This window comes from Streptomonospora litoralis (assembly GCF_004323735.1).
Classification (GTDB): Bacteria; Actinomycetota; Actinomycetes; order Streptosporangiales; family Streptosporangiaceae; genus Streptomonospora; species Streptomonospora litoralis.
Genome location: NZ_CP036455.1, coordinates 2,675,652 through 2,698,283, shown reverse-complemented (window position 1 = coordinate 2,698,283; position 22,632 = coordinate 2,675,652). Strand labels below are relative to the sequence as shown.

The 22,632-nt window shown below is 71.5% G+C and carries 20 protein-coding genes; 3 read left to right on the top strand and 17 right to left on the bottom strand.

Annotated features, from left to right (window positions below):
* Positions 1-283: 283 nt before the first annotated feature.
* The 14 genes from EKD16_RS11650 to EKD16_RS11585 form a co-directional block, all read right to left on the bottom strand.
* Positions 284-3,157, bottom strand: a complete 2,874-nt coding sequence (locus EKD16_RS11650) for a DEAD/DEAH box helicase (protein ID WP_131098399.1) — start codon at positions 3,155-3,157, stop codon at positions 284-286.
* Between the two features lie 125 nt (positions 3,158-3,282).
* Positions 3,283-3,672 carry a DUF397 domain-containing protein gene (locus tag EKD16_RS11645; protein WP_131098398.1) on the bottom strand — a complete coding sequence of 130 codons (390 nt, stop codon included), beginning with the start codon at positions 3,670-3,672 and terminating at the stop codon, positions 3,283-3,285.
* Positions 3,673-3,734: 62 nt separating this feature from the next.
* Positions 3,735-4,538 (bottom strand): twin-arginine translocase subunit TatC, encoded by an 804-nt coding sequence (tatC, locus tag EKD16_RS11640; RefSeq protein ID WP_131102413.1) that lies wholly within the window; start codon positions 4,536-4,538, stop codon positions 3,735-3,737.
* A 138-nt stretch (positions 4,539-4,676) separates the two neighbouring features.
* Positions 4,677-5,018, bottom strand: a complete 342-nt coding sequence (tatA, locus tag EKD16_RS11635) for a Sec-independent protein translocase subunit TatA (RefSeq protein ID WP_131098397.1) — start codon at positions 5,016-5,018, stop codon at positions 4,677-4,679.
* 62 nt (positions 5,019-5,080) lie between these two features.
* Entirely contained in the window at positions 5,081-5,269 is a 189-nt protein-coding gene (locus EKD16_RS11630; RefSeq protein ID WP_131098396.1) for a hypothetical protein, read from the bottom strand.
* 148 nt (positions 5,270-5,417) lie between these two features.
* Positions 5,418-7,508, bottom strand: a complete 2,091-nt coding sequence (locus EKD16_RS11625; protein WP_131098395.1) for a helix-turn-helix transcriptional regulator — start codon at positions 7,506-7,508, stop codon at positions 5,418-5,420.
* A gap of 233 nt (positions 7,509-7,741) precedes the next feature.
* On the bottom strand, positions 7,742-8,839 hold the full coding sequence (locus EKD16_RS11620; protein WP_242677350.1) for an FKBP-type peptidyl-prolyl cis-trans isomerase: 1,098 nt from the start codon (positions 8,837-8,839) through the stop codon (positions 7,742-7,744).
* 185 nt (positions 8,840-9,024) lie between these two features.
* Positions 9,025-10,383 carry a Pup--protein ligase gene (gene pafA, locus EKD16_RS11615; RefSeq protein ID WP_131098393.1) on the bottom strand — a complete coding sequence of 453 codons (1,359 nt, stop codon included), beginning with the start codon at positions 10,381-10,383 and terminating at the stop codon, positions 9,025-9,027.
* A gap of 117 nt (positions 10,384-10,500) precedes the next feature.
* Entirely contained in the window at positions 10,501-11,274 is a 774-nt protein-coding gene (prcA, locus tag EKD16_RS11610; protein WP_131102411.1) for a proteasome subunit alpha, read from the bottom strand.
* Positions 11,275-11,320: 46 nt separating this feature from the next.
* On the bottom strand, positions 11,321-12,169 hold the full coding sequence (gene prcB, locus EKD16_RS11605) for a proteasome subunit beta (protein ID WP_207391506.1): 849 nt from the start codon (positions 12,167-12,169) through the stop codon (positions 11,321-11,323).
* A 276-nt stretch (positions 12,170-12,445) separates the two neighbouring features.
* Positions 12,446-12,661 (bottom strand): ubiquitin-like protein Pup, encoded by a 216-nt coding sequence (locus EKD16_RS11600; protein ID WP_131098392.1) that lies wholly within the window; start codon positions 12,659-12,661, stop codon positions 12,446-12,448.
* A gap of 199 nt (positions 12,662-12,860) precedes the next feature.
* On the bottom strand, positions 12,861-14,381 hold the full coding sequence (dop, locus tag EKD16_RS11595) for a depupylase/deamidase Dop (protein ID WP_341351879.1): 1,521 nt from the start codon (positions 14,379-14,381) through the stop codon (positions 12,861-12,863).
* A gap of 274 nt (positions 14,382-14,655) precedes the next feature.
* The gene (gene arc, locus EKD16_RS11590) at positions 14,656-16,425 is read right to left on the bottom strand and encodes a proteasome ATPase (protein ID WP_131098391.1); all 1,770 of its coding nucleotides are present in this window, start codon (positions 16,423-16,425) and stop codon (positions 14,656-14,658) included.
* A gap of 155 nt (positions 16,426-16,580) precedes the next feature.
* Positions 16,581-17,549 (bottom strand): tRNA (adenine-N1)-methyltransferase, encoded by a 969-nt coding sequence (locus EKD16_RS11585; protein WP_131098390.1) that lies wholly within the window; start codon positions 17,547-17,549, stop codon positions 16,581-16,583.
* A gap of 196 nt (positions 17,550-17,745) precedes the next feature.
* Between EKD16_RS11585 and ppgK the strand changes: the two genes are divergently transcribed.
* Complete coding sequence (ppgK, locus tag EKD16_RS11580) at positions 17,746-18,555, top strand: polyphosphate--glucose phosphotransferase (protein ID WP_278248932.1); 810 nt, start codon at positions 17,746-17,748, stop codon at positions 18,553-18,555.
* 111 nt (positions 18,556-18,666) lie between these two features.
* On the opposite strand, the gene EKD16_RS11575 is transcribed toward ppgK, so the two are convergent.
* On the bottom strand, positions 18,667-19,032 hold the full coding sequence (locus EKD16_RS11575; RefSeq protein ID WP_242677349.1) for a hypothetical protein: 366 nt from the start codon (positions 19,030-19,032) through the stop codon (positions 18,667-18,669).
* Between the two features lie 215 nt (positions 19,033-19,247).
* Here EKD16_RS11575 and EKD16_RS11570 point away from each other — a divergent pair, with 215 nt between their 5' ends.
* Both EKD16_RS11570 and EKD16_RS11565 read left to right on the top strand, forming a co-directional pair.
* Positions 19,248-20,465, top strand: coding sequence for a helix-turn-helix domain-containing protein (locus EKD16_RS11570; RefSeq protein ID WP_131102401.1), 1,218 nt, complete (start codon positions 19,248-19,250; stop codon positions 20,463-20,465).
* A gap of 58 nt (positions 20,466-20,523) precedes the next feature.
* Entirely contained in the window at positions 20,524-20,997 is a 474-nt protein-coding gene (locus tag EKD16_RS11565) for a hypothetical protein (RefSeq protein WP_131098389.1), read from the top strand.
* A gap of 55 nt (positions 20,998-21,052) precedes the next feature.
* Here the strand turns inward: EKD16_RS11565 and EKD16_RS11560 are convergent, their stop codons facing one another.
* Positions 21,053-21,313 (bottom strand): hypothetical protein, encoded by a 261-nt coding sequence (locus tag EKD16_RS11560; protein ID WP_131098388.1) that lies wholly within the window; start codon positions 21,311-21,313, stop codon positions 21,053-21,055.
* Positions 21,314-21,407: 94 nt separating this feature from the next.
* Positions 21,408-22,574, bottom strand: a complete 1,167-nt coding sequence (locus tag EKD16_RS11555; RefSeq protein WP_131098387.1) for a site-2 protease family protein — start codon at positions 22,572-22,574, stop codon at positions 21,408-21,410.
* Positions 22,575-22,632 lie beyond the last annotated feature (58 nt).

Sequence of the window (22,632 nt, the reverse complement as noted above, 5' to 3'; positions counted from 1 at the left end):
CTCTAGACCTATCCCGTCACGGACCCGGCATGCCCCGCTGCCCGCGCGCGCCGCGCGGATGTGTCCAGGACCACGGGGCGGGCGCCGCCCTCTCCGCCTCCCGGTGCCGGGGTCGGCGCGCCTGTGCTGCGCCCCGCCCCGTCGCCCGCCCCGTCGAGGCGGTCTGTCGAGCACGGCACCGTACGCCGGCGGACACGGCGTCGCCTCGCCGATCCCCGGCCCGCCGGCCGCGGCGCGCCGAGCTCCGGCGCATCCCGGTCCGGTCGACGCGCGGCGCGCCGGATCAGCTCACCGAGGAGTAGGCGACCACCCCGCGGCGGACGAGGTCCATCGCGCGGCGTGCGTTGCGCCGGATGCCGCTGTCCTCGGGCGCGGCGCCGGCGATCTGGCCCAGCATGTCGATCAGCTGCTTGGTGGTGCGCACGAAGTCCCCGGCGGGCATATCGGCCTCGACGAGGATGCGGTCGAGCCGGTCGCCGCGGGCCCAGCGATGGGTGGTCCACACGAAGCCCAGGTCGGGCCGGCGCAGGAACCCGACGCCGTTGTCGCGCTCGACCTCGTGCAGCTCGCCCCAGAGCCGCTCCATCTCCTCCAGCACCTCGGTCGGCTGCCCGTCGGGCACGCGCGGGAAGGGGTCGTCGTTGCGCCTGGACTCATAGACCAGCGACGCCACGCAGGTGGCCAGGTCGGCAGGCGCGAGATCCTCCCACAGCCCGCGGCGCAGGCACTCCGACACCAGCAGGTCCAGCTCGGAGTAGACCTTGGCCAGGCGCGCCCCCTCCTCGGTGACGGTGTCGCCGTCGAGGTAGTCCAGGGTCTCCAGCACGCCGCAGACGCGGTCGAAGGTGCGGGCGATGACGTGGGAGCGCCCCTCGACGCGGCGCCGCAGCGACTCGGTCTCCTTGCGCAGCCGGAAGTAGCGCTCGGCCCAGCGCGCGTGGTCCTCGCGGTCCTCGCAGCCGTGGCAGGGGTGCTGCCGCAGCTCCCGGCGCAGGCGGGTGATCTCGGGGTCGTCGGCCTCGCCGTCGCCCGTGCGCTGCTTGGCCGGATCCACGCCGCCGGTCTCGTCGAGCTTGTTGCGCAGCGAGGAGGCGAGGTCGGTACGCGACTGCGCCGAGCGGGCGGAGAAGTTCTTCGGGATCCGCAGCCGCCCGGCCGGCTCCACCGGGACCGGGAAATCCGCCGCGTTCACCCGCTTCACCTGGCGTTTGGCGGTCAGCACCAGCGGAGCGGGCAGATCGCCCTTAAGCCCGGGATCCAGCACCACCGCGAAACCGGTGTGGCGGCCGGACGGCACCCGGATGATGTCTCCGGCCCGCAGCCGCTCCAGACTGCGCACCGCCTCCTCCCGGCGGCGGGCACTGCGGCCCTTCGCCGCCTGGTTCTCCCGGTCGCTGAGCTCGCGCCGCAGCGCCGCGTACTCCATGAAGTCGCCCAGGTGGCACTGCGCCGCCTGGGCGTAGCCCTCCATGGCCTCCTCCTGCTTGCGCAGCTGCTTGGCCAGGCCCACCACCGCCCGGTCGGCCTGGAACTGGGCGAAGGACGCCTCCAGCATGGAGCGGCTGCGCTCACGACCCACCTGGCCCACCAGGTTGACCGCCATGTTGTAGGAGGGCTGGAAACTGGAGTTCAGCGGGTAGGTGCGGGTGCTGGCCAGCCCGGCGACGGCCTCGGGGTCGGTGCCGGGCTGCCACACCACGACCGCGTGGCCCTCGACGTCGATCCCGCGCCGCCCGGCGCGGCCGGTCAGCTGGGTGTACTCCCCCGCGGTCAGGGCGGCGTGGGTCTCGCCGTTCCACTTGTCCAGCTTCTCGATGACCACCGTGCGCGCCGGCATGTTGATGCCCAGCGCCAGGGTCTCGGTGGCGAAGACCGCCCGGATCAGGCCGCGCGAGAACAGCGTCTCCACGACCTCCTTGAACGTGGGCAGCAGGCCGGCGTGGTGGGCGGCCACGCCCCGCTGCAGCGCGCGCAGCCACTCGTCGTAGCCCAGCACCGCCAGGTCGGCGGGCGGGATGTCGGCGCACTGGCGCTCGGCGTAGCTGCGGATCTCGGCGGCCTCCTCCTCGGTGGTGAGGGCGAGACCGGAGTACATGCACTGACGTACGGCGTCGTCGCAGCCGGCGCGGCTGAAGACGAACACGATCGCGGGCAGCAGGCCCTCGCGGTCGAGTTCGTCGACGATCTGCACCCGGTTGGGCGGGGCGTACTTGGTCCGCGGCTTGGCCGAGGTCCGCGCCCGGGTCTGCGGGGGGCGCTTGCGGTGCGCGAGCTGGGTGATGCGGTCGTCCTCCTGGGCAAGCCGGATCAGCCGCGGGTTGACCCGCATGCGCTCGCCGTTGACGCTGATCTCGGCGGAGGCGTCCGCGCCGGACCGGTCGCGCTTGCGGGTGCGCTTGCCGCGCCCGCCGCCCTTCTTCTCGGCTCCCTGGCCGCCTTGGCCGCTCTGCCCGTCGCCGCCGTCGGTGCTCTCCTCGATCGGCACGAACAGGTCGTGCATGCGCTTTCCGGCCATGACGTGCTGCCACAGCGGGACCGGTCGCTTCTCGTCGACGATGACCGTGGTCTCACCGCGCACCTGCTGCATCCACTCGCCGAACTCCTCGGCGTTGCTGACGGTGGCCGAGAGCGCGACCACCCGCACCGACTCCGGCAGGTGGATGATGACCTCCTCCCACACCGCCCCGCGGAAGCGGTCGGCGAGGTAGTGGACCTCGTCCATGACCACATAGGCCAGCCGCGCCAGGGTGTGGGATCCGGCGTAGAGCATGTTGCGCAGCACCTCGGTGGTCATCACCACGATGGGCGCCTCGCCGTTGACGCTGTTGTCGCCGGTCAGCAGGCCGACCTGGTCGGCGCCGTAGCGGCGCACCAGGTCGGTGTACTTCTGGTTGGACAGCGCCTTGATGGGCGTGGTGTAAAAGCATTTGGCGCCGTCACGCAGCGCCAGGTGCACCGCGTACTCCCCCACGACGGTCTTTCCCGAACCGGTGGGGGCGGCCACCAGTACCCCGTCGCCCGACTCCAGCGCCTTGCAGGCCCGGATCTGGAAGCGGTCGAACTCGAAACCGTAGAGCCCCTGGAACTCCTCGATGGCGGCGCTGGACTCGGCTTGGCGCCGACGGAAGGCGGCGTACCGCGCGGCGTGGGTACTCATGTCCACCAAGCCTATGGCGTTGCGGCGGGTGAGGCGCACGTTCCGCAGCGCTGCCCCGGCCCGGCTCGCAGCACCGGCGCGGACGGCGCCGTATCGGCGCTACATCGGCACCGGCGAGCCGGGCGTCAGCTCGCCGAGTCGCCTTCGCCCGCAGCGGGGTCCGCAGCCTCCTGGGAGGCGGGCGAGACCACCGCGGTCACCGGGACCTCGCCGCGCTGGATGGCGGCCTCCTCGGCGGTGAGGTACTCCTCGGGGATGTCGAACTCGCCGTCCTTGGCGCCCAGCACGAACGCGTCCCACTCGGCGGGGGTGAAGAACAGGGTGCCCTTCTCGGGGTGCTTGCCGTCGCGGACGGCACGGTAGCCGTCGTCGAACTTGGCGACCTCGACGACGGCCGAGGAGTCCGCGCGCGAGAGCGACGAACGCTTCCACACCGCGTGGGTGGTGTCGTGCCACTTGGTGTTGCCCCGTGCCTCGGGCGGGAGGTCCTGCGGCGTACCGGTGGCGTCGTCCATCTGAGTGCTCCTCGGGCGGCGTCGGGTCTGCCCCCGCTGCTCGGGGACCGGCGTATCCGAGACTAGCGCTTCGGCTCAGCCTCGGACACCGACTCCTCGTCATCCAGCGGGGAGATCTCGTCGTCGCCGAGCCCGGCCAGCTCGTCGTGCCGGCTGCGGCGCCGGTCGTTGACGAAGCAGAACAGCTCGGCGGCCTCGAACAGCGCGACGAGCGGGATGGCCAGAGCCAGCATGGACAGCGGTTCGGCCGGGGTGACGACCGCGGAGAGGACGAAGATCCCGAAGAGGATGAGGCGGCGCGATCGGGCCAGTGCCTCGTGGGTGACCACGCCCATCAGGTTGAGCAGCGCGACGAGCAGGGGCGCCACGAAGCCCAGGCCGAACACCAGCATCATCAGGGTCATGTAGCCCAGGTAGTTGGTGATGGTGATCAGCGGGACCATGCCCTCGGACGCGAAGCCGAACAGCACCGACATCGCCAGCCCGGTGATGTAGTAGGCCAGTACCGAGCCGGCCACGAACAGCACCGCCGCCATCGGCACGAAGACGTAGGTGTAGCGCCTCTCGCGGCCGTTCAGGGCGGGGGCGACGAACGCCCACAGCTGGTAGAGCCAGAACGGGCAGGACACGACGAGCCCGACGATCACCCACACCCGGAAGGCGACGAAGAACGCGTCGAAGACGCCGGTGAACACCAGTTCATCGGTGCCGCCGCGCTGGGACGCGGGCAGGGAGAGGTAGGGCTCCTTCAACCAGGCCCACACCGGGTCGTAGACCAGGTAGCCCACCACGGTGCCCGCGGCGATGAACAGCAGCGCCTTGACCAGGCGGTTGCGCAGCTCGCGCAGATGCTCCATCAGCGGCATGCGGCCTTCGGGATCCCGCGGCTCCCGCCGCCGTGCTCGGCCCACCTGCATCGTTGGCTACGCTCCTCGAACCTGACCGCGCCCGCCACCGGCCGCGCTGGACACACCCGGACCGCCCGCCGCGGCGGCCCGCTCAGCCTAGCCGCCGTAGCTGCGGCGGACCGGCTCACCGTTCTCGTCGACGACCTGCTGACCGGCCGGGAGCTCCGGGTAGCCGCTGTAACCGTTCTGCTGCGACGGCTGCTGTCGGGAGGCGTCGGCGCCGCCGGACGCGGCGGTCTCCTGCTGCTGGGCCTGCTGCTGCTCGGACTTGTCCTTGTCCTTGTCCTCGGACTCCTCGTCGTGGAGGCCCTTGGTCTCCGACTTGAGGATCCGGGCGCTGCGGCCCAGGGACCGAGCCAGGTCGGGAAGCCGCCGCGCGCCGAACAGCACCAGCGCGATCAGCAGCAGAATGAGCAAAGTACGGACGTCGAAGCCCATGTCTCAACCTCTTTCCCCGGCGCTACCTGCGCCGTCGATGGTACGCCCCGCCGGCATCGGGATCATGGGGCGTCCACCCGCCCGCGCCCGGTCCGGGCGCGCAGCCTGCCGTATGCCGGATCGACCTCGTCGCGGGTCCGCGCGAGCTGCTCGCGGAGGCGGCGCAGCTCGCCCAGCATCCGCAGGGCGAGGACGCCCACGCAGATCAACCCGGCGAGGGTCAGCGCAGCCAGCACAGCGAACAAGAACACATCCCCAGTTTACCGCCTGTTGCCACAGGTGGTGATGGACAGCGGATGAACCGGACCGATCAGCCGCCCGAACCGCCTACACACCGCCCGAAGGAGCGATTCCGCCCCGAGCGCTGTGCACGCATCCCGATCGGCCGACCCCGGTGTGTCATCCTAGGTCCGCGGCCCCGTAGGCCGAAAGGGCTCGCCGTGCCTCTTCGCGGACGCGTTCGGCCACTTCGATCGGAGCCACCACGCGCCCCTGCGATCCCAGCCGCAGCGCCAGCCGGCACACCCACTCCGGGGCCGGAGTGCGCAGCACCGCACGCACGCCGCCGCCCTCCGCCTCCCGCACCGACGAGCACAGGTACTCCTCGGTGACCCACCGCGCGGACGGCTCCAGGTCGAGGGTGATACGGGCGTCGTCGGCCGACAGCTGCAGCACCCCCTCGCTGAGGTCGCGGCGCCGGGCGCGTGCGGGGACCTCGGCGGGCTCGGGCAGCACCGTGAGGTCCAGCACCCGGTCCAGGCGGAAGAGCCGGACGTCGCCGCGCAGTCGGCACCAGCCCTCCAGGAAGGCGTGGCCGTCGTGGACCACCAGCCCCATGGGGTCGACGTCGCGCTCGGTGACCTCGTCGACGTAGCCGGAGAGGTAGCGCAGGTGCAGCAGTTGCCCCGCGCGCAGGGCCTCGTCGCAGCGCCGCTGGACGTCGCGGACGTCGTCGCCCAGCTCGATGCGCACGCCCACCGAACCCGTCAGCCGCTCCAGCGGATCGTCGGGCCCCTCGGCGGCCTCACCCCCGCGGGCGCCGTGCGGGCCGCCAGCCTGGTCGGCGGCGCCGGAGGGCGCGGCCGCAGCCGCGCGCAGCTTCTCGCCGACCCGCTTGAGGGCCTCGCTGTCGGCCACGCCCGGCAGCTCCCCCAGCAGCTCGACGCCGACGACCAGGCTGGCGGCCTCGTCGGCGGTCAGCCGCAGCGGCTGGGCCAGGGTGTCGGCGTTGCCGATGATGATCTCGCCGGTGGCCTCGGCGGCCTCCAGGTCGACGTCGATGAGGTCGCCGGGGGTGTAGCCGGGCAGGCCGCACATCCACAGCAGGCTCAGGTCCTTGAGCACCTGGCGCTGGCTCAGCCCGAAATGGGCGGCGACCTCGGGCACCCGCACGTCGTGGCTGAGCGCGTAGGGCACCAGCATCAGCAGTCGGCGCAGCTGCTCGGAGGAGGCCGAGTGGCGGCGGGTGGCGGCGGCCGGCTCGGCCTCGGCGTCGGTCTCGGCCGCGGTCTCGGGGTCGGGGTCGCGGGCGGCGAGCTCGGCGAGGTGTGCGGCCATCGCGTCGCGGGCCGACTCGGGTGCCTCGATCACCGCTCGGTCGCCGAAGCGGGCGACGGCGCCGACGAGGTCGGCCACGTCGGTGTAGGGCAGGTCGATGCGGTCCCAGCGCAGCCCGCCCGCCGTGTGCTCGCCGGGTACGATGCGCAGCGCACCCCGGCGCAGCTCGTGGGCGGAGTCGGCGCGCACGAGCACCCGCGCCGCGTTCTGCGGCTCGCCGCGGCGGCCCCGCCGCACCACCGAGCGCACGTCCACACCCTCGGGCACCTCGACGGGCGGCCCGGCGGAGGCGATCTCGACCGCGCCCACGATCCGCCCCAGGCGGAACACCCGCTGGGCCCCGCGGTCGCGGTCGTAGCCGGCGACGTACCAGTGGCCCTGCACGTTGACCACGCCCCAGGGCTCCAGGCGGCGCCGCGCCACCTCGTCGCCGGGCTTGCGGTAGTCGAAGGCGACCGGCCGCCGGTCGCGGACCGCCTGCCAGATCGGCAGGAACGCGGGCTCGTCGGTGCCCAGCACCGGGGTGATGGCGGGGGCGGCGTCGGTGTCGACGGGTACGCCGGCCGCCCGCAGCTTGAGCAGGGCGCCGGCGGCGGCGTCGCCGAGCGCGGCGTGGCGCCAGGCCCGAGCGGCCAGCCCGAGCACGGCGGCCTCGTCGGCCAGCAGTTCGATCTCGGGGAGCTGGTAGTGGGCGCGCAGGATGCGGTAGCCCTCCTCGCCGCTCCACAGGTCGCCGCCGCCGGTCTCGATCGGAATGCCGGAGTCGCGCAGCTCGCGCTTGTCGCGCTCGAACATGCGCTTGAAGGCTGCGTCGCCTTCGGCCTCCTCGTAGCCGGCGACCGTGGTGCGGATCTCCCGCGCGGTGAGGAAGCGGCGGGTGGCCAGCAGGCAGATCACCAGGTTGAGCTGGCGCTCGGTCTTCTTGCTCGACATCGACCTTCCCCCTACCTCTTCCGCGCGTCGAAGCCGCGGGTCCGTCAGCCCTGACGGTACCGTGCCCGGCGCCCCGGGGCGGCACCGTGCACAGGCCGCCGCGGCGATCGGCGCGTGGCCGGGTGCGGCCCGGCCCCGCACGCCGCGGGCGGGCAGGGGGCGGGTGGAGACACGAAAGGGGCCGGCCCGCGCGGGCCGGCCCCTCGAAGCGCTGCGTGTCCTAGCCGGGCGGCCTACTCGCCGGATCCGCCGCCGGAGCCGGAACCCCCGCCGGAGCCGCCGCCCTCGGAACCACCGCCGCCCTCGGAGCCGGAGCCGCTCCCGGAACCGCTGCCGCCTCCGGAGCCGCTGCCGCCGGAGCCGGACTGCTCCTGGGGCGGCGCGCTGTCGACCGCGTCGAGGATGTCGACCACGAAGACCAGCGTGCCCTCGGGCGAGCCCGACTGCGCGGCGTTCTCGCCGTAAGCCAGATCCGGCGGGATGACCAGCAGCATGCGGCTGCCGACCTGCTGCCCGACCAGGCCCTCGTCCCAGCCCTTGATCACCTGGCCGTCGCCGATGATGAAGGTCGAGGGCACGCCCTCGGCGCCCTGCCTGGTCCACGTGGAGTCGAAGACCTCCCCGTTGCTCCACTGCATGCCGGTGTACTGCACCACCAGCTGCTGACCCGCCTCGACCTCGGGGCCGCCGCCCTCGATGAGCGGCACGGTCTGCAGCTCTTCCGGCGGCTCGGTGTCCTCGGGGATGGTGATCTCGGGCTGGTCGTGGCCGGGCTGCTTGACGGTGGGCAGGCCGTCGCCGCCGTTCGTGGTCTGCTCACCGGGTACGACCTCGGCCTCGCCGTAGCGGTCGCGAACGTCCAGGACCGACACCGAACTGCCCGGCTCGGGCGAGGGCTGGCCCGTCTGCTGTGCCTGAGCGGGGTCCTGCGGCGGGAAGGCGTAGACGATCCGGCTGCCCACCGGCTGGTTCACGAGTCCCTGCTTGAGGTCTTCGCTGAGCTGGCCCAGGTTCAGCAGGATGGGGGCGCCGGCCTCGTAGGTGGACTGGGTCTGCTCCGCCTTGCCCTCGGCGGTCCACTGGTACTCCACGACATCGGCCTGGATGATGTCGCTGTCGCGGATCAGCTCGTTCTCGCCGCTGCCCTGCTCGACCACGCCGGAGATCTGCTCCTGGGGCGGGGCCTTGCCGCTGAAGTCGACCTCGGGCTCCTTGCCGACCTTGCCGCTGACCTCGGGCAGGCGGTCGTCGAGCTCTTCCTCGCCCGTCTGCAGGAATGCAGGTGTGCGCCAGTCCTCGGGGACGGCACCGCAGCTCGACACCGCGAGCATCACAGCAAAGCAAGGCACCGCGATGGCGGCGGCACGCAGTCGCATAGGTCACTACCTCAAATATCCGGCTCGGGTCCCCGACACACTATCGGAGTGCCCATAATGCACCAGCTAAGTGAGAACAACGTAAGAGCCGGAGTCGAACGACTACATACCGATTACATACCGGCGTTTCCGAACGCCTCCTACATTCCCGCGATCAGCTTCTCGACGCGCTCGTCGACCGCCTTGAACGGGTCCTTGCACAGCACGGTGCGCTGGGCCTGGTCGTTCAGTTTGAGGTGCACCCAGTCGACGGTGAAGTCGCGCCGCTTCTCCTGGGCCTTGCGGATGAACTCGCCGCGCAGGCGGGCCCGGGTGGTCTGCGGCGGGACCGACTTGGCCTCGAAGGTCTGCAGGTCGCCGATCACGCGGTCCATCTGCCCCTTGCGCTGCATGAGGTAGAAGAGCCCGCGGTCGCGGTAGATGTCGTGGTAGGTGAGGTCGAGTTGGGCCACCCGCGGCGAGGACAGCGACAGGCCGTGCTTCTCGCGGTAGCGCTCCAGCAGCAGGTACTTCGCCACCCAGTCGATCTCGCGCGCGACCAGTTCGAGGTTCTGGGTCTCGACGGCCTCCAGGGTGCGCGCCCACAGCTCCAGCACCCGCTTGCCGGTGGCGTCGGTGCCGTTGCGGTCGACGAAGTTCTGCACCTTCTCCAGGTATTCGCGCTGGATCTCCAGGGCGCTGGCCTCGCGGCCGTTGGCCAGGCGGACCTTGCGCCGCCCGGTCATGTCGTGGCTGACCTCCCGGATGGCGCGGATGGGGTTCTCCAGGGTGAAGTCGCGCATGACCACCCCGTTCTCGACCATGCGCAGCACGAGGTCGGTGGAGGCCAGCTTGAGCAGGGTGGTGACCTCGCTCATGTTGGAGTCGCCCACTATGACGTGCAGCCGGCGGAAGCGCTCGGCGTCGGCGTGCGGCTCGTCGCGGGTGTTGATGATGGGGCGCGAGCGGGTGGTGGCCGAGGAGACGCCTTCCCAGATGTGCTCGGCGCGCTGGCTCACGCAGTACAGCGCGCCCCTGGGGGTCTGCAGCACCTTGCCAGCGCCGCAGACGATCTGGCGCGTGACCAGGAACGGGATGAGGATGTCGGCCAGCCGGCCGAACTCGCCGTGCCGACCCACCAGGTAGTTCTCGTGGCAGCCGTAGGAGTTGCCGGCGGAGTCGGTGTTGTTCTTGAACAGGTAGATCTCGCCGGCGATGCCCTCTTCGTGGAGCCGCTGCTCGGCGTCGACCTGCAGGCCCTCCAGGATGCGCTCGCCGGCTTTGTCGTGGGCCACCAGGTCGGCGAGGTTGTCGCACTCGGGCGTCGCGTACTCGGGGTGGCTGCCCACGTCGAGATAGAGGCGGGCCCCGTTGCGCAGGAACACGTTGCTGCTGCGGCCCCAGGAGACCACGCGGCGGAACAGATAGCGCGCCACCTCGTCGGGGGAGAGCCGCCGCTGGCCCCGGAACGTGCAGGTGACGCCGTATTCGTTCTCAAGACCGAAGATCCGACGTTCCATCTGGCCTCACCAATCCCGTCCGTGTCGCCGCATCCGGCCCGTGCCGGAGCGCTGCAACGACTCCCAGCCTATTTATCGGCAGCAGGATGGCCACAGAAACTCCGGCGGGTGCGGTCCTCAGGAGCCGTTCTGCCCGTCTGCGGAGCCGCTGCCCGATTGCGTGCCGGCTGAATCCGAGGCGGCGGATTCCGCCGCGCCTGCGCCGCCGCCGTCGATGAGCGCGCTGAGCCGGTCGCCGGTGATGCGCCGGAACTTGCGGTGCTCGCGGCGCGCGCGCTCCAGCACGGCCACCTCCAGCCCGCTGGAGTCGAGGGTGCGCTCCTCGCCGTTCTCCTGGCGCAGTGCGTGCACGGCGGCGTTGAGCGCGTCGCCCAGCGAGGCGTCCGAGTCGAAGCGGTCCTTCAGTGCCGTTGTGACCTGCTCGGCGGAGCCGCCCATGGCCAGAAAACCCTGCTCGTCGACCACGGAGCCGTCGAAGGTGATGCGGTAGATCTGGTCGTCGGCGGGGTCCTCGCCCACCTCGGCGACGACGATCTCCACCTCCCAGGGCTTGTTGCTCTCGCTGAAGACGGTGCCCAGGGTCTGGGCGTAGACGTTGGCCAGCACCCGCCCGCTGACGTCGCTGCGGTCGTAGGCGTAGCCGCGCACGTCGGCCATGCGCACGCCCATCTGCCGCAGGTTCTCGAACTCGTTGTAGCGGCCCACCGCGGCGAAGGCGATGCGGTCGTAGAGCTCGCTGATCTTGTGCAGGGTCCGGGAGATGTTGTCGGCCACGAACAGGATGCCGCCGTCGTACTGCAGGACGACGGCGCTTCGGCCGCGCGCGATGCCCTTGCGCGCATAGTCGGCCTTGTCCTTCATGCTCTGTTCGGGCGAGACGTAGAACGGCATCGACACCGCGAATCGTTCCTTTGCTACAGATCGTCGGGCGGGGGGCTCAGCGCAGCGGTGCCCGCGGGCCGTCGGGGCGCTCGGCGCGCTCCTCGACCACCGCGGTGGCCAGGCGGGCGACGTCCTCCTCCGACATGCGGCGGTGGCCCTCGGAGGTGATGACGTCGACCAGCGGGTAGATCCTGCGGTGCAGGTCGGGGCCGCCGGTGGCGGAGTCGTCGTCGGCGGCGTCGTAGAGCGCCTGGATCGCCACGACGGCGGCGTCCTCCTCGCCCAGGTCGGTGGCGAACAGCTTCTTCAGCGCACCGCGGGCGTAGACCGAGCCCGAGCCGATCGAGTGGAAGTCGTGCTCCTCGTAGCGCCCGCCGACCGGGTCGTAGCTGAAGATGCGGCCCTGGCCGCGGTCCTGGTCGTAGCCGACCAGCAGCGGCAGGACCACGAAGCCCTGCAGAGCCATCGGCAGGTTGCCGCGGATCATCGTGGCCAGCCGGTTGGCCTTGCCGACCAGGGAGAGCGAACGCCCCTCCATCTTCTCGTAGTGCTCCAGCTCCACCTGGAACAGCTTGGCCAGCTCGATGCCGATGCCCGCCGCCCCCGCGATGGCCATCGCCGAGAACTCGTCGGTGCGGTAGAGCTTGTCCATGTCGCGGTTGGCGATGACGTTGCCGGAGGTGGCCCGGCGGTCACCCGCCAGGACCACGCCGTCGGGGAACGTCAACGCGACGATCGTGGTGGCCTCGGGGGTCAAATGCGATGCGGTCGCCCCCTGCGGGAGGTCCCGGCCGGTCGGCAGCAGGTCGGGAGCGACCGCGCCGAGGAACTCGGAGAATGAGGAGGTTCCCGGATTCATGAACGCGGCTGGTAGCTGTCCGCCGCCGTCGAACGCTTCGGACACTCGACTCCCTTCAGTGGGCGTCCCGCCCGGTTGGGGGCGGGCGGGACGCGTAGAGGTTGTTCTGTTGGCTGGTACCGACGACCCTAGTGACCGCCGTGGCGGGGCGGTGCACCACAGTGCCGGGGCTCCGCTGAGAGCGAACCGGCCCGCCCGCGCGGGCGCGGGGTGCAGGCCGACCGCAGGCCCGAGGTCAGCGCCCGAGAGAGTTCTCGGGCGCGGGCCCGCGGGCCCGCGCCCGAGATCGGTGCGCCCGGGCGGCGCGGCCCGGTCGCGGGATCACTGACCGCCCTTCTGCACGAACTGCCGCACGAAGTCCTCGCTGTTGCTCTCCAAGACCTCGTCGATCTCGTCGAGGATGTCGTCGACGTCCTCGTCCAGCTTCTCGTTGCGCTCCTGCGCCTCGGTAGCGGCCTCGGTCTCGGTCTCGGTCTCGTCGACATCCTCGTCGCGGCGGTTGCCGTGCTTCTGACCGCCGGTGTCCTTCGTCGCCATGGATGCAACCTCCTCAGTGGAGCTCTCGCCCTTATCTTGGCCCAAGCACGGGCACCTCAACCTTGATCACGGCGCCCGTTGTCTGCGCGTTATTCGGGGCGGCCCCGGCGGTCGCCCTTCATCCGGACGAACGCGGGCCGCCGGGCGGGGATTCCCCTCCCGCCGCGGCGCGGCGGGAAGGGCGCACCGCGCCCGGCGCTCAGCGGCGGTCCCCCGTCAGGACCGACACCAGGTCGGCGGCGGTGGCCGAGCGGTCCAGCAGCGCGCCCACATGCTCGCGGGTGCCGCGCAGCGGCTCCAGAGTGGGCACGCGCTGCAGGGAGTCGTGGCCGGGCAGGTCGAAGATGACCGAGTCCCAGGACGCCGCGGCCACCGAGTCGGCGTACTTGGCCAGGCAGCGCCCGCGGAAGTAGGCCCGGGTGTCCTCGGGCGGCTCGGTGATCGAGCGCTCGACCTCCTCCTCCGACAGCAGCCGCTGCATGCGCCCGCGGGCCACCAGCCGGTTGTACAGGCCCTTGTCGGGGCGCACGTCGGAGTACTGCAGGTCGACGAGCTGAAGGCGGTGGTGGCCCCAGTCGATGCTGTCGCGGCTGCGGTAGCTCTCCAGCAGCTTGAGCTTGGCCACCCAGTCCAGCTCCTCCGAAAGCTGCATGGGGTCGGCGGCCAAGCGGTCCAGCGTGGACTCCCAGCGGTCCAGGATGTCGGCGGTGTCCGCGTCGACGTCGGGCCCGAACCGGTCCTGGACGTACTTGCGGGCCAGCTCCAGGTACTGGCGCTGCAGCTCCACCGCGGTCATCCGGCGGCCGTCGCGCAACCGGGCGGCGTGGGTGAGCGAGGGGTCGTGGGAGAACGCCCGCAGGTCGGCCACCGGGGTCTCCAGCGACAGGTCCACGTTGAGGAACCCGTCCTCGACCATGGCCAGCACGATGGCGGTGGTGCCGAGCTTGAGGTAGGTCGAGATCTCGCTCATGTTGGCGTCGCCGACGATGACGTGCAGCCGCCGGTACTTGTCCGGGTCGGCGTGGGGCTCGTCGCGGGTGTTGATGATGGGGCGTTTGAGGGTGGTCTCCAGGCCCACCTCGACCTCGAAGAAGTCGGCGCGCTGGCTGATCTGGAAACCGCTGTCGCGCCCGTCGGGGCCGATGCCCACGCGACCGGAGCCGCACACCACCTGGCGCGAGACGAAGAACGGGATGAGGTGGCGGACGATGTCGCCGAACGGCGTGGAGCGGCGCATCAGGTAGTTCTCGTGGCAGCCGTAGGAGGCGCCCTTGTTGTCGGTGTTGTTCTTGTAGAGCTGGATGGGCTCGACGCCGGGGATGGACCCGGCGCGGTGGCAGGCGTCGGCCATCACGCGCTCGCCGGCCTTGTCCCAGAGCACGGCGTCGCGGGGGTTGGTGACCTCCGGCGCGGAGTACTCGGGGTGGGCGTGGTCGACGTAGAGGCGGGCGCCGTTGGTCAGGATGACGTTGGCCAGCCCCAGGTCCTCGTCGGTGAGCTGGGTGGGATCGGCGACCTCGCGGGCGAGGTCGAAGCCGCGCGCGTCGCGGAGCGGGTTCTCCTCCTCGAAGTCCCAGCGGGCCTTGCGCGCCCTGGCGGCCGAGGCCGCGAGATAGGCGTTGACCACCTGCGTGGAGGTCACCATCGCGTTGGCACCGGGGTTCCCGGGCACGGAGATCCCGTACTCGGTCTCGATGCCCATAATCCGCTGCACACTCATGGTGGAAGGTTATCCATCGTCGGGGGGTCTTGAACTCGCCGCGGCGAATTGTGGTTCGACAGTCACCGATTTCCGTCCTTTCAGTACAGGGCGCCGACACCCGGAAAGTCCGCCTGTGAACGGGATCCGCACGCCGGCGGAGGAGCCTGAGGAAATCCGCGCACCGGCGGCGCCGGCGGCACGCGCGGAGGCCGCAACGCGAAACGGCCGGTCCCCGCGCGGGGACCGGCCGCCGGGGCCGCCCGCGCGGGCGGCCTGTCGGTTCGCGTACCGGTCAGAGGTACTGGCCGGTGTTGGCCACCGTGTCGATGGAGCGGCCGGAGTCGGCACCCTTCTTGCCCGAGACCAGGGTGCGGATGTAGACGATCCGCTCGCCCTTCTTGCCGGAGATCCGCGCCCAGTCGTCGGGGTTGGTGGTGTTGGGCAGGTCCTCGTTCTCGCTGAACTCGTCGACGCAGGCCTGCATCAGGTGCGAGACCCGGATACCGCGCACGCCGTCGTCGATGTAGTCCTTGATCGCCATCTTCTTGGCGCGGTCGACGATGTTCTGGATCATCGCACCGGAGTTGAAGTCCTTGAAGTAGAGGACGTCCTTGTCGCCGTTGGCGTAAGTGACCTCCAAGAACCGGTTCTCTTCGCTCTCGGCGTACATCCGCTCGACCACACGCTGGATCATGGCGTCGACCGTGGCGGTGGAGGACTCGCCGTGCTCGGCCAGGTCCTCGCCGTTGAGCGGGAGTTCGTCGGTGATGTACTTGGAGAAGATGTCGCGGGCGGCCTCGGCGTCGGGGCGCTCGATCTTGATCTTGACGTCGAGTCGGCCGGGACGCAGGATCGCCGGGTCGATCATGTCCTCGCGGTTGGAGGCGCCGATCACGATCACGTTCTCCAGGCCCTCGACGCCGTCGATCTCGCTGAGGAGCTGGGGAACGATGGTGTTCTCGACGTCGCTGGAGACCCCGGAACCGCGGGTGCGGAAGATGGAGTCCATCTCGTCGAAGAACACGATGACCGGCGACCCCTCGCTGGCCTTCTCACGCGCCCGCTGGAAGACCAGGCGGATGTGCCGCTCGGTCTCGCCGACGTACTTGTTCAGCAGCTCCGGGCCCTTGATGTTCAGGAAGAAGCTCTTGCCGACGTCGCGCCCGGTCTTCTCCGAGACCTGCTTGGCCAGCGAGTTCGCCACCGCCTTGGCGATGAGGGTCTTGCCGCACCCGGGCGGGCCGTAGAGCAGCACGCCCTTGGGCGGGCGCAACTGGTGCTCGTAGAAGAGGTCCTTGTGCAGGTAGGGGAGTTCGACCGCGTCGCGGATCATCTCGATCTGCCCGCCGAGGCCGCCGATGTCGGTGTAGGCGATGTCGGGGACCTCTTCGAGGATGAGCTCCTCGACCTCGGACTTGGGAATGCGCTCGTAGATGTAGCCCGAGCGCGGTTCCAGCAGCAGCGAGTCGCCCGGGCGCACCGGCTGGTCGCGCAGCGGCTCCGCGAGGCGGACGATCTTCTCCTCGTCGTGGTTGCTGATCACCAGGGCGCGGTCGTTGCCTTCGAGGAACTCCTTGAGGAGCACGACCTCGCCGATGGTCTCGAAGGACTGGACCTCCACCACGTTGAAGGCCTCGTTGAGCATGACCTCCTGGCCGGGCCGCAGCTCCTCGGTATCCACCGAGGGACTGACGTTCACCCGCATCTTGCGGCCGTTGGTGAAGATCTCTACGGTCTCGTCTTCACGGGCCTCCAGAAATACACCGAATCCCGACGGAGGCTGCGACAGCCGGTCGACCTCCTCCTTCAAGGCCGTGATCTGGTCGCGCGCCTCCTTCAGGGTCGCCACGAGGCGCTCGTTCTTGCCGTTCGCGGCGGCCAGGTTGGCCTGCGCCTCACGCAACCGGTCTTCGAGCAGCCGCACGTGGCGGGGGGAATCGGCGAGCTTGCGCCGGACTACGCTTAGCTCCTTCTCCAGATAGGAGACCTGAGCGGTGAGTTCCGCGACTTCACGGTCGCGTTCGGTCTGACGCTCGTCGTCGCGATCGGCCACGTCCGCCACCTCCCTATAAGAAGGACGACTACTCGAAACCCTACCTACCCACGGACTATTCCTAACCTCCCGCCAGCGGCGAGTGTCTAAGCGCTCACTTCTCGATCTTGTGAAGACCTAGGTCACCCTGGTAAAGCCAAGGCCGGTGTAATGCGAACGTGACCTCAGTCCCCGCCGGCCTCCGGGCCCGGTGCCGCGCCCTCGTCCACCGCGCCGGCGGCGCCGGCCTGCCCGCGCTCGGAGCCGGCGGCGCGGCCGCCGCCCTGCCCGCGCTGCCAGTCCTGGCCGTAGGCGCCCTTGGCGGGACGCCGGCGGCGCTCGGGCGGCACGGCGCCGTCGGCCAGCCGCCGCGCGGTCACCAGGAACCCTGTATGCCCGATCATCCGATGATCCGGGCGCACGGCGAGCCCTTCCACGTGCCATTCGCGCACCAGCGTCTCGAATGCGCGCGGCTCGTAGAAGGAGCCCTGGTCGCGCAGCTCCTCCACCACGCGCGAGATCTGGGTGGTGGTGGCGACGTAGGCGCAGACCAGGCCCCCGGGTACCAGTGCCTCGGCGGCGGCCTGCAGGCACTCCCACGGGGCCAGCATGTCCAGCACCACCCGGTCGACTTCGGTGTCGGCGATGTCCTCCGCCAGATCCCCCACCGTCAGCCGCCAGGCCGGGTGCTCACGGCCGAAGAACCGCTGCACGTTGGTGCGGGCGATCTCGGCGAAGTCGGCACGGCGCTCGTAGGAGGAGACCAGCCCCTCCTCGCCCGCGGCGCGCAGCAGCCAGCAGGTGAGCGCACCCGAGCCGCCGCCGGCCTCGACCACGCGGGCGCCGGGGAAGATGTCGGCCTGGGCGACGATCTGCGCGGCGTCCTTGGGGTAGACGATGGTCGCGCCCCGCTTCATGGACAGGGTGAAGTCGGCCAGCAGCGGCCGCAGCGCGACGTAGGCGGTGTTGGAGGTCGACCGCACCACGCTGCCCTCGGGGCTGCCGATGAGCTCGTCGTGGTCCAGCCGGCCCCGGTGGGTGTGGAAGACCGCTCCGGCGCGCAGGGTGATGGTGTGCATCCGGCCCTTGGGGTCGGTCAGCTGCACGATATCGCCGTCGCCGAAGGGGCCGCGGCGGCCATGGATGCCGGTCACAGGTACTCGTCTCTTCACGGTCGGTTCAACTGGGGCGGGCAGTCGCCCACGTTAGCGGCCTGCGGGCCGCGCGGCGTAATCGCGCCGCCAGCGGGCCGCCGCCGGCCCGAACGGCACGCGGCAGCGCCCTCCAGGGGCCACAATTGAGTACGGGCGCACGCGCGAGGCGCCCGGTGAAAGGTCGGGAAGGACGCAAATGAGCATGGCGCCCAGCACGCCCGAGGTGGGCATCGGCATCGACATCGGCGGAAGCGGGATCAAAGGGGCGCCCGTCGACCTGACGCGAGGGACGTTCCTCGTCGACCGGCTCAAGACGGCCACGCCCCGGCCGTCGACCCCCGGCGCGGTGGCGGAGGTGGTCGCCGACATCGCCGCGTCCTTCCCCGAGCACGCCGCGGGCTCGGCACCGATGGGCGTCACGTTCCCGGCGGTCATCCAGCACGGAGTCGCCCGCAGCGCCGCGAACGTGGACCGCTCCTGGATCGGCACGGACGCCGAGAAGCTGCTCTCCGACGCCACCGGCCGCGAGGTCTACGTGGTCAACGACGCCGACGCCGCGGCCGTGGCCGAGCACCGCTACGGGGCCGCGCGCGACGTGCGGGGCGTGGTGCTGATGACCACCCTGGGTACCGGGATCGGCACGGCGCTGCTGGTCGACGGGCACCTGGTACCCAACACCGAGTTCGGACACCTGGAGATCGACGGCTACGACGCCGAAACGCGCGCCGCATCCAGCGCGCAGGACCGCGAAGGGCTCTCCTACGAGCAGTGGGCCCGCGAGCGCCTGCAGCGCTACTACGAGGAGGTGGAGCGGCTGCTGTGGCCCGACCTGATCGTGGTGGGCGGCGGTGTGAGCCGGATCGCCGACGAGTTCCTGCCCTACCTGCGGCTCAACGCTCCCATCGTGGCGGCCGAACTGCGCAACACGGCGGGCATCGTGGGCGCGGCCTGCCTGGCGGTGGAGCGGTTCGGGCCGGCCGTGCCCGACCTCGGCGAGAGGGCCTGAGCGGCCGCGCGGCGGTGGGCGCGGCCGCGGGTACAGCGGCGGGACGCGGCGCGCGGCGGGGCAGCCGGGGAGCGGACGTCCCGCCCGTGCAGCGCAGACAGGCGGAGGCCGTCAGTCGCGGCAGGGGGTGAGCACCCGCACGATCCGCCGCGCTGCGTCGGCGGTGTCGACCGCAGGGGTGAGCGGGGTGCGGTGGGGCGGCGGCAGCGCCGGCTCGGCGGCGCAGTGCAGCCACCACCACAGCTGGCCGCGGTGAGGGCGCAGCACCGCCTTCTGCACACGCGGCGCGGGACCGCGGGTGATGGCGTCCACGGCACCGATCGTGCCGTCCACCCGGGCCTCCAGGCCGCAGGAGCGCAGCTCGGCGGTGAGACCGCTCAGTACGCGCACCCACACCGGATCGCTGGAGTCCCCGTCAAGGCGGTGGCCACTTGCGGACAGGCCGGGGATCCCCGACGGCGGGGTCTCGACGGTCATCGACGCTCCTGGTTATTCCGATGAATCCCCAGCACTGCGGGGACTTTGGTCCCTTGACTCTGCCTCATTCGGAGCTCCTTCGACCCCTTCCATGCATATTACGCATAGCAGCATCCCTTTCACTCATAGCTACCAATACCAGGTGGACACCCTAACCTAGGCTCATGCCTCGACGAGACAGCACTCTGCCGCCGGACTTCTGGACTCGGGCCGACATGGCCGAAGCCCTGGCGACCTGCGACCTCGCCCGGGTGCTGGAGCAGGTCCGGCTGGTCCGCGGCTGGTCGCAGGGCGAGCTCGCCCGCGCGGTCGGCTACTCCCAGAGCTGGGTGTCGCGGGTGGTCAACCGGCAGCAGTCGCTCACCGTCGACCAGGTCCGCGAGGTCGCCGGACGGCTGGAGATACCGATCCACCTCCTCCGGTTCGCGGACTCCGCAGCGCCGGAGAGGGGGGCCGGACCGACGAGACGACGGGAATTCGGCAGGGCCGTCGCCGCGGCGGCACTCGCGTCGGCGCCCGCCGCGCGGTCCCAGCGCGCCGACGTCGACGAGAACACCGCGCAGACCCTGCGCGCCATCACCGGAGGGCAGCGGCGGCTCGACGCCGCATCGCCGTCGCGCGACCTCGCCCGCGGCGCCGTCGCCCACGTGGAACTGACCGGGCGCACCCTGATGCGGGCGGGCCGGACACCGTACGCGCCGCAGATCGCCGCCGCGGCGAGTGAGGCCGCGGGGTTCGCCGCCTGGCTGCACGCCGACATGGACGACGCGGGCTCGGCGCGGGGCTACTACCGCACGGCGGTGCGCAACGCGCGGCTGGCCGGCGAGCCGCTGCTGTGCGCCTACATGCTCGGCAGCCTGGCGGCGTTCGAGACCGACGCCGAGGACGCCGCCTCCGGGCTCGCGCTGACGGGCGAGGCCGCGCGGCTGCTGGGTACCGGAGTCCACCCCACCGCCGCGGCGTGGCTGGCGTGCATGCGGGCCATGGCCCACGCCACCCTCGGTGACGCGCCGGCCGCCGACCAGGAGATCGCCCGCGCCGAGCGGGCGGTCGCCCGCAGCGACAACACCGACCCGCCGTGGCCGTGGGTCTTCCCGTTCACACCCGCCAAGGTGGCCGGCTACCGGGCGCTGACGGGTGTGCGGCTGCACCGGCCCGACGAGGCCCGGGCCGCTTTCGGCGAGGCGTTCGGCCGCGCCGCCCCCTCGGCCAAGCAGGGAGCTTCGCTGATGATCGAGCTCGCACGCACCCGCGCCGACGCCGGCGACGTCGACGAGGCGTTCTCGCTCGCCGCCGAATCGCTGCGCATCGCGGTGCGGTTCCGCTCGGACCGGCTGGTCTCGCGCGTACGGCGCTTCCGCCGCGCCTACCGCGGCCCGAGCGCCCGGTGCGTCAAGGAGCTCGACGAGCAGCTGGCCGCGACACTGACCTAGACGCATCCGCGGCCACCGCCGGCCGCGAGAGGGGATCATCGAGCGAGAGGGGGACGCGATGCGGCGAGTCGCCGTCACCGGCCACCGCGGGCTGCCCGACGAAGTGGAGCACGCGGTCGAGGCCGCACTGCGCGCGCACGTGCACAGCCTCGGGCCGCGCCTCACCGGGCTGTCCTGCCTGGCCGACGGCGCCGACGCGCTCTTCGCCCGCGCGGTGCTGGACGCCGGCGGTGCGCTGGAGGCGGTCGTGCCCGCCGAGCGCTACCGCGAAGGACTCCCCGAGCACCACCGGGCCGCCTACGACGACCTGCTCGCCGCGGCCGTGCTGGTGCACCGGCTGCCGCACGTGGAATCCACCTCGCAGGCACACCTGGAGGCGGGCCGCCACATGGTGGAGCACTGCGACGAACTGGTGGCCGTATGGGACGGCCGTCCCCCGCGGGGCCCCGGCGGCACAGCCGACATCGTCGGCTACGCCCGCGAACAGGACCGCCACGTCACCGTCGTCTGGCCCAGCGGCGCCACCCGGTGAGGCGAGCTGTGCCGCGCAGGCGCAGCGCCCTCGGCCGCCTCGGCGCCCGCTGCGGCTATCCGCGGATCCGATCGTCGGTGAGGATCCCGAACACATACGACGGTCCCTGGACGAGCCTGGTGAGTCGACCCGGTCCTCTCAGTGGCATCAACGCATAGGCCCTGCTGAAGTCCGTGCGGGAGATGCTGCGGTCGGTGTTGTCCAGGTGCACGTATCCGTCGTGCGCGGTGTACGTGAAGGGACGGCCGGACTTGGTGCGAAACTCCTGACCAGTACACGCCTGGATGCTGCGCCACACCGCACTGAAGTCCGACACGACCCCCCGCCTCCGCCGATTTCGCACATCGCGCTGCCGATCCTGGCAGACGGCCCCTGTTCCGGCCAGGTCGCCGCGAGGTCCGATATCGGCCTCAGCGCCGCGTGAACGCCTCTTGGACGTCGGAGGTGCGCAGCACGCCGAAGGGGGTGCCGTCGTCCTCGACAAGCAGGTACTCCTGTGCCGGGTGGGCGCGCAGGGCCTCCAGGAGCGACTCGCCCTCCAGGTCGGCGCGTACGACCGCCCCGCGGGTGATGGCGCGGGACACGCTGGAGACCGGCACCCAGGGGCGCCGGGACTCGGGCACCGCGGTGGCGGCGGCGTCGTTGACGATCGAGGTGGGGGTGCCGGCGGCGTCGGCGACCAGCACCGCGCCCGCTCCGGCCTCGGCCATGCGCCGACCCGCCTCGGCCACCGAGACCTCCGCTCCGACGACGGCCACGCGCCGGCCCAGCTCGCGGGCGCGCAGTGTGGGCACGCGCTCGCGCAGGCGCGCCGTGCGCAGTGCCGACGCCGCGCCCATCCAGATGAACGACGCCAGCAGCAGCGCCCACAGCAGCCCGAACAGGTTCGGTGCGGCCCCGGCAAGCAGCGCGTAGCCCAGCGGCACGGCGACGATGGCGACGGCGAGCACCCGCCCGCCCCAGGCGGCCACCACGGTCCCGGCCTTGGGCCGCCGGGTCAGCGCCCACACCAGCGCCCGCACCAGGCGGCCGCCGTCCAGCGGCAGGCCGGGCAGCAGGTTGAACACGCCCACCAGCAGGTTGGCCACCCACAGCTGCCAGATCAGCACGCCCGCGATGGTCTGCGGATCGACGAAGCCGTAGGCCGCGAACCCCGCCGCGGCCAGCACGAGCGACAGCACCGGCCCCGATACGGCCACCAGGAACTCGCGTCCGGGGGTAGGCGCCTCGCGTTCGATCTCGGAGACGCCGCCGAGCATGTAGAGCGTGATGCGCCCTACGGGCAGACCGAACATGCGGGCCGTCACCGAGTGCGCCAGCTCGTGGATGAGCACCGAGACGTACAGCAGCACTGCGAAAACGAACGCCACCAGGTAGGAGACCGGCCCCAGGGCGAGCGTGCTCTCGACGACGGGCTGATAGATCAGCGTGATGATGACGGCGATGATCAGCCACGACGGCGTCACGTAGACCGGAATGCCGAACGGGCGCGCCATCAGCCAGCCCGAACCGCCGTTGCGGGTGGGGCGGGGTGTGCTCGGGCTCTCGGGCGGGGTGCTGCTGCCGTGGTCGGTCACATCGCCCAGCCTACGCGGTGGCTCGCACCGCGCAGCGGCCGCGAAGGCGCGCTGTAGG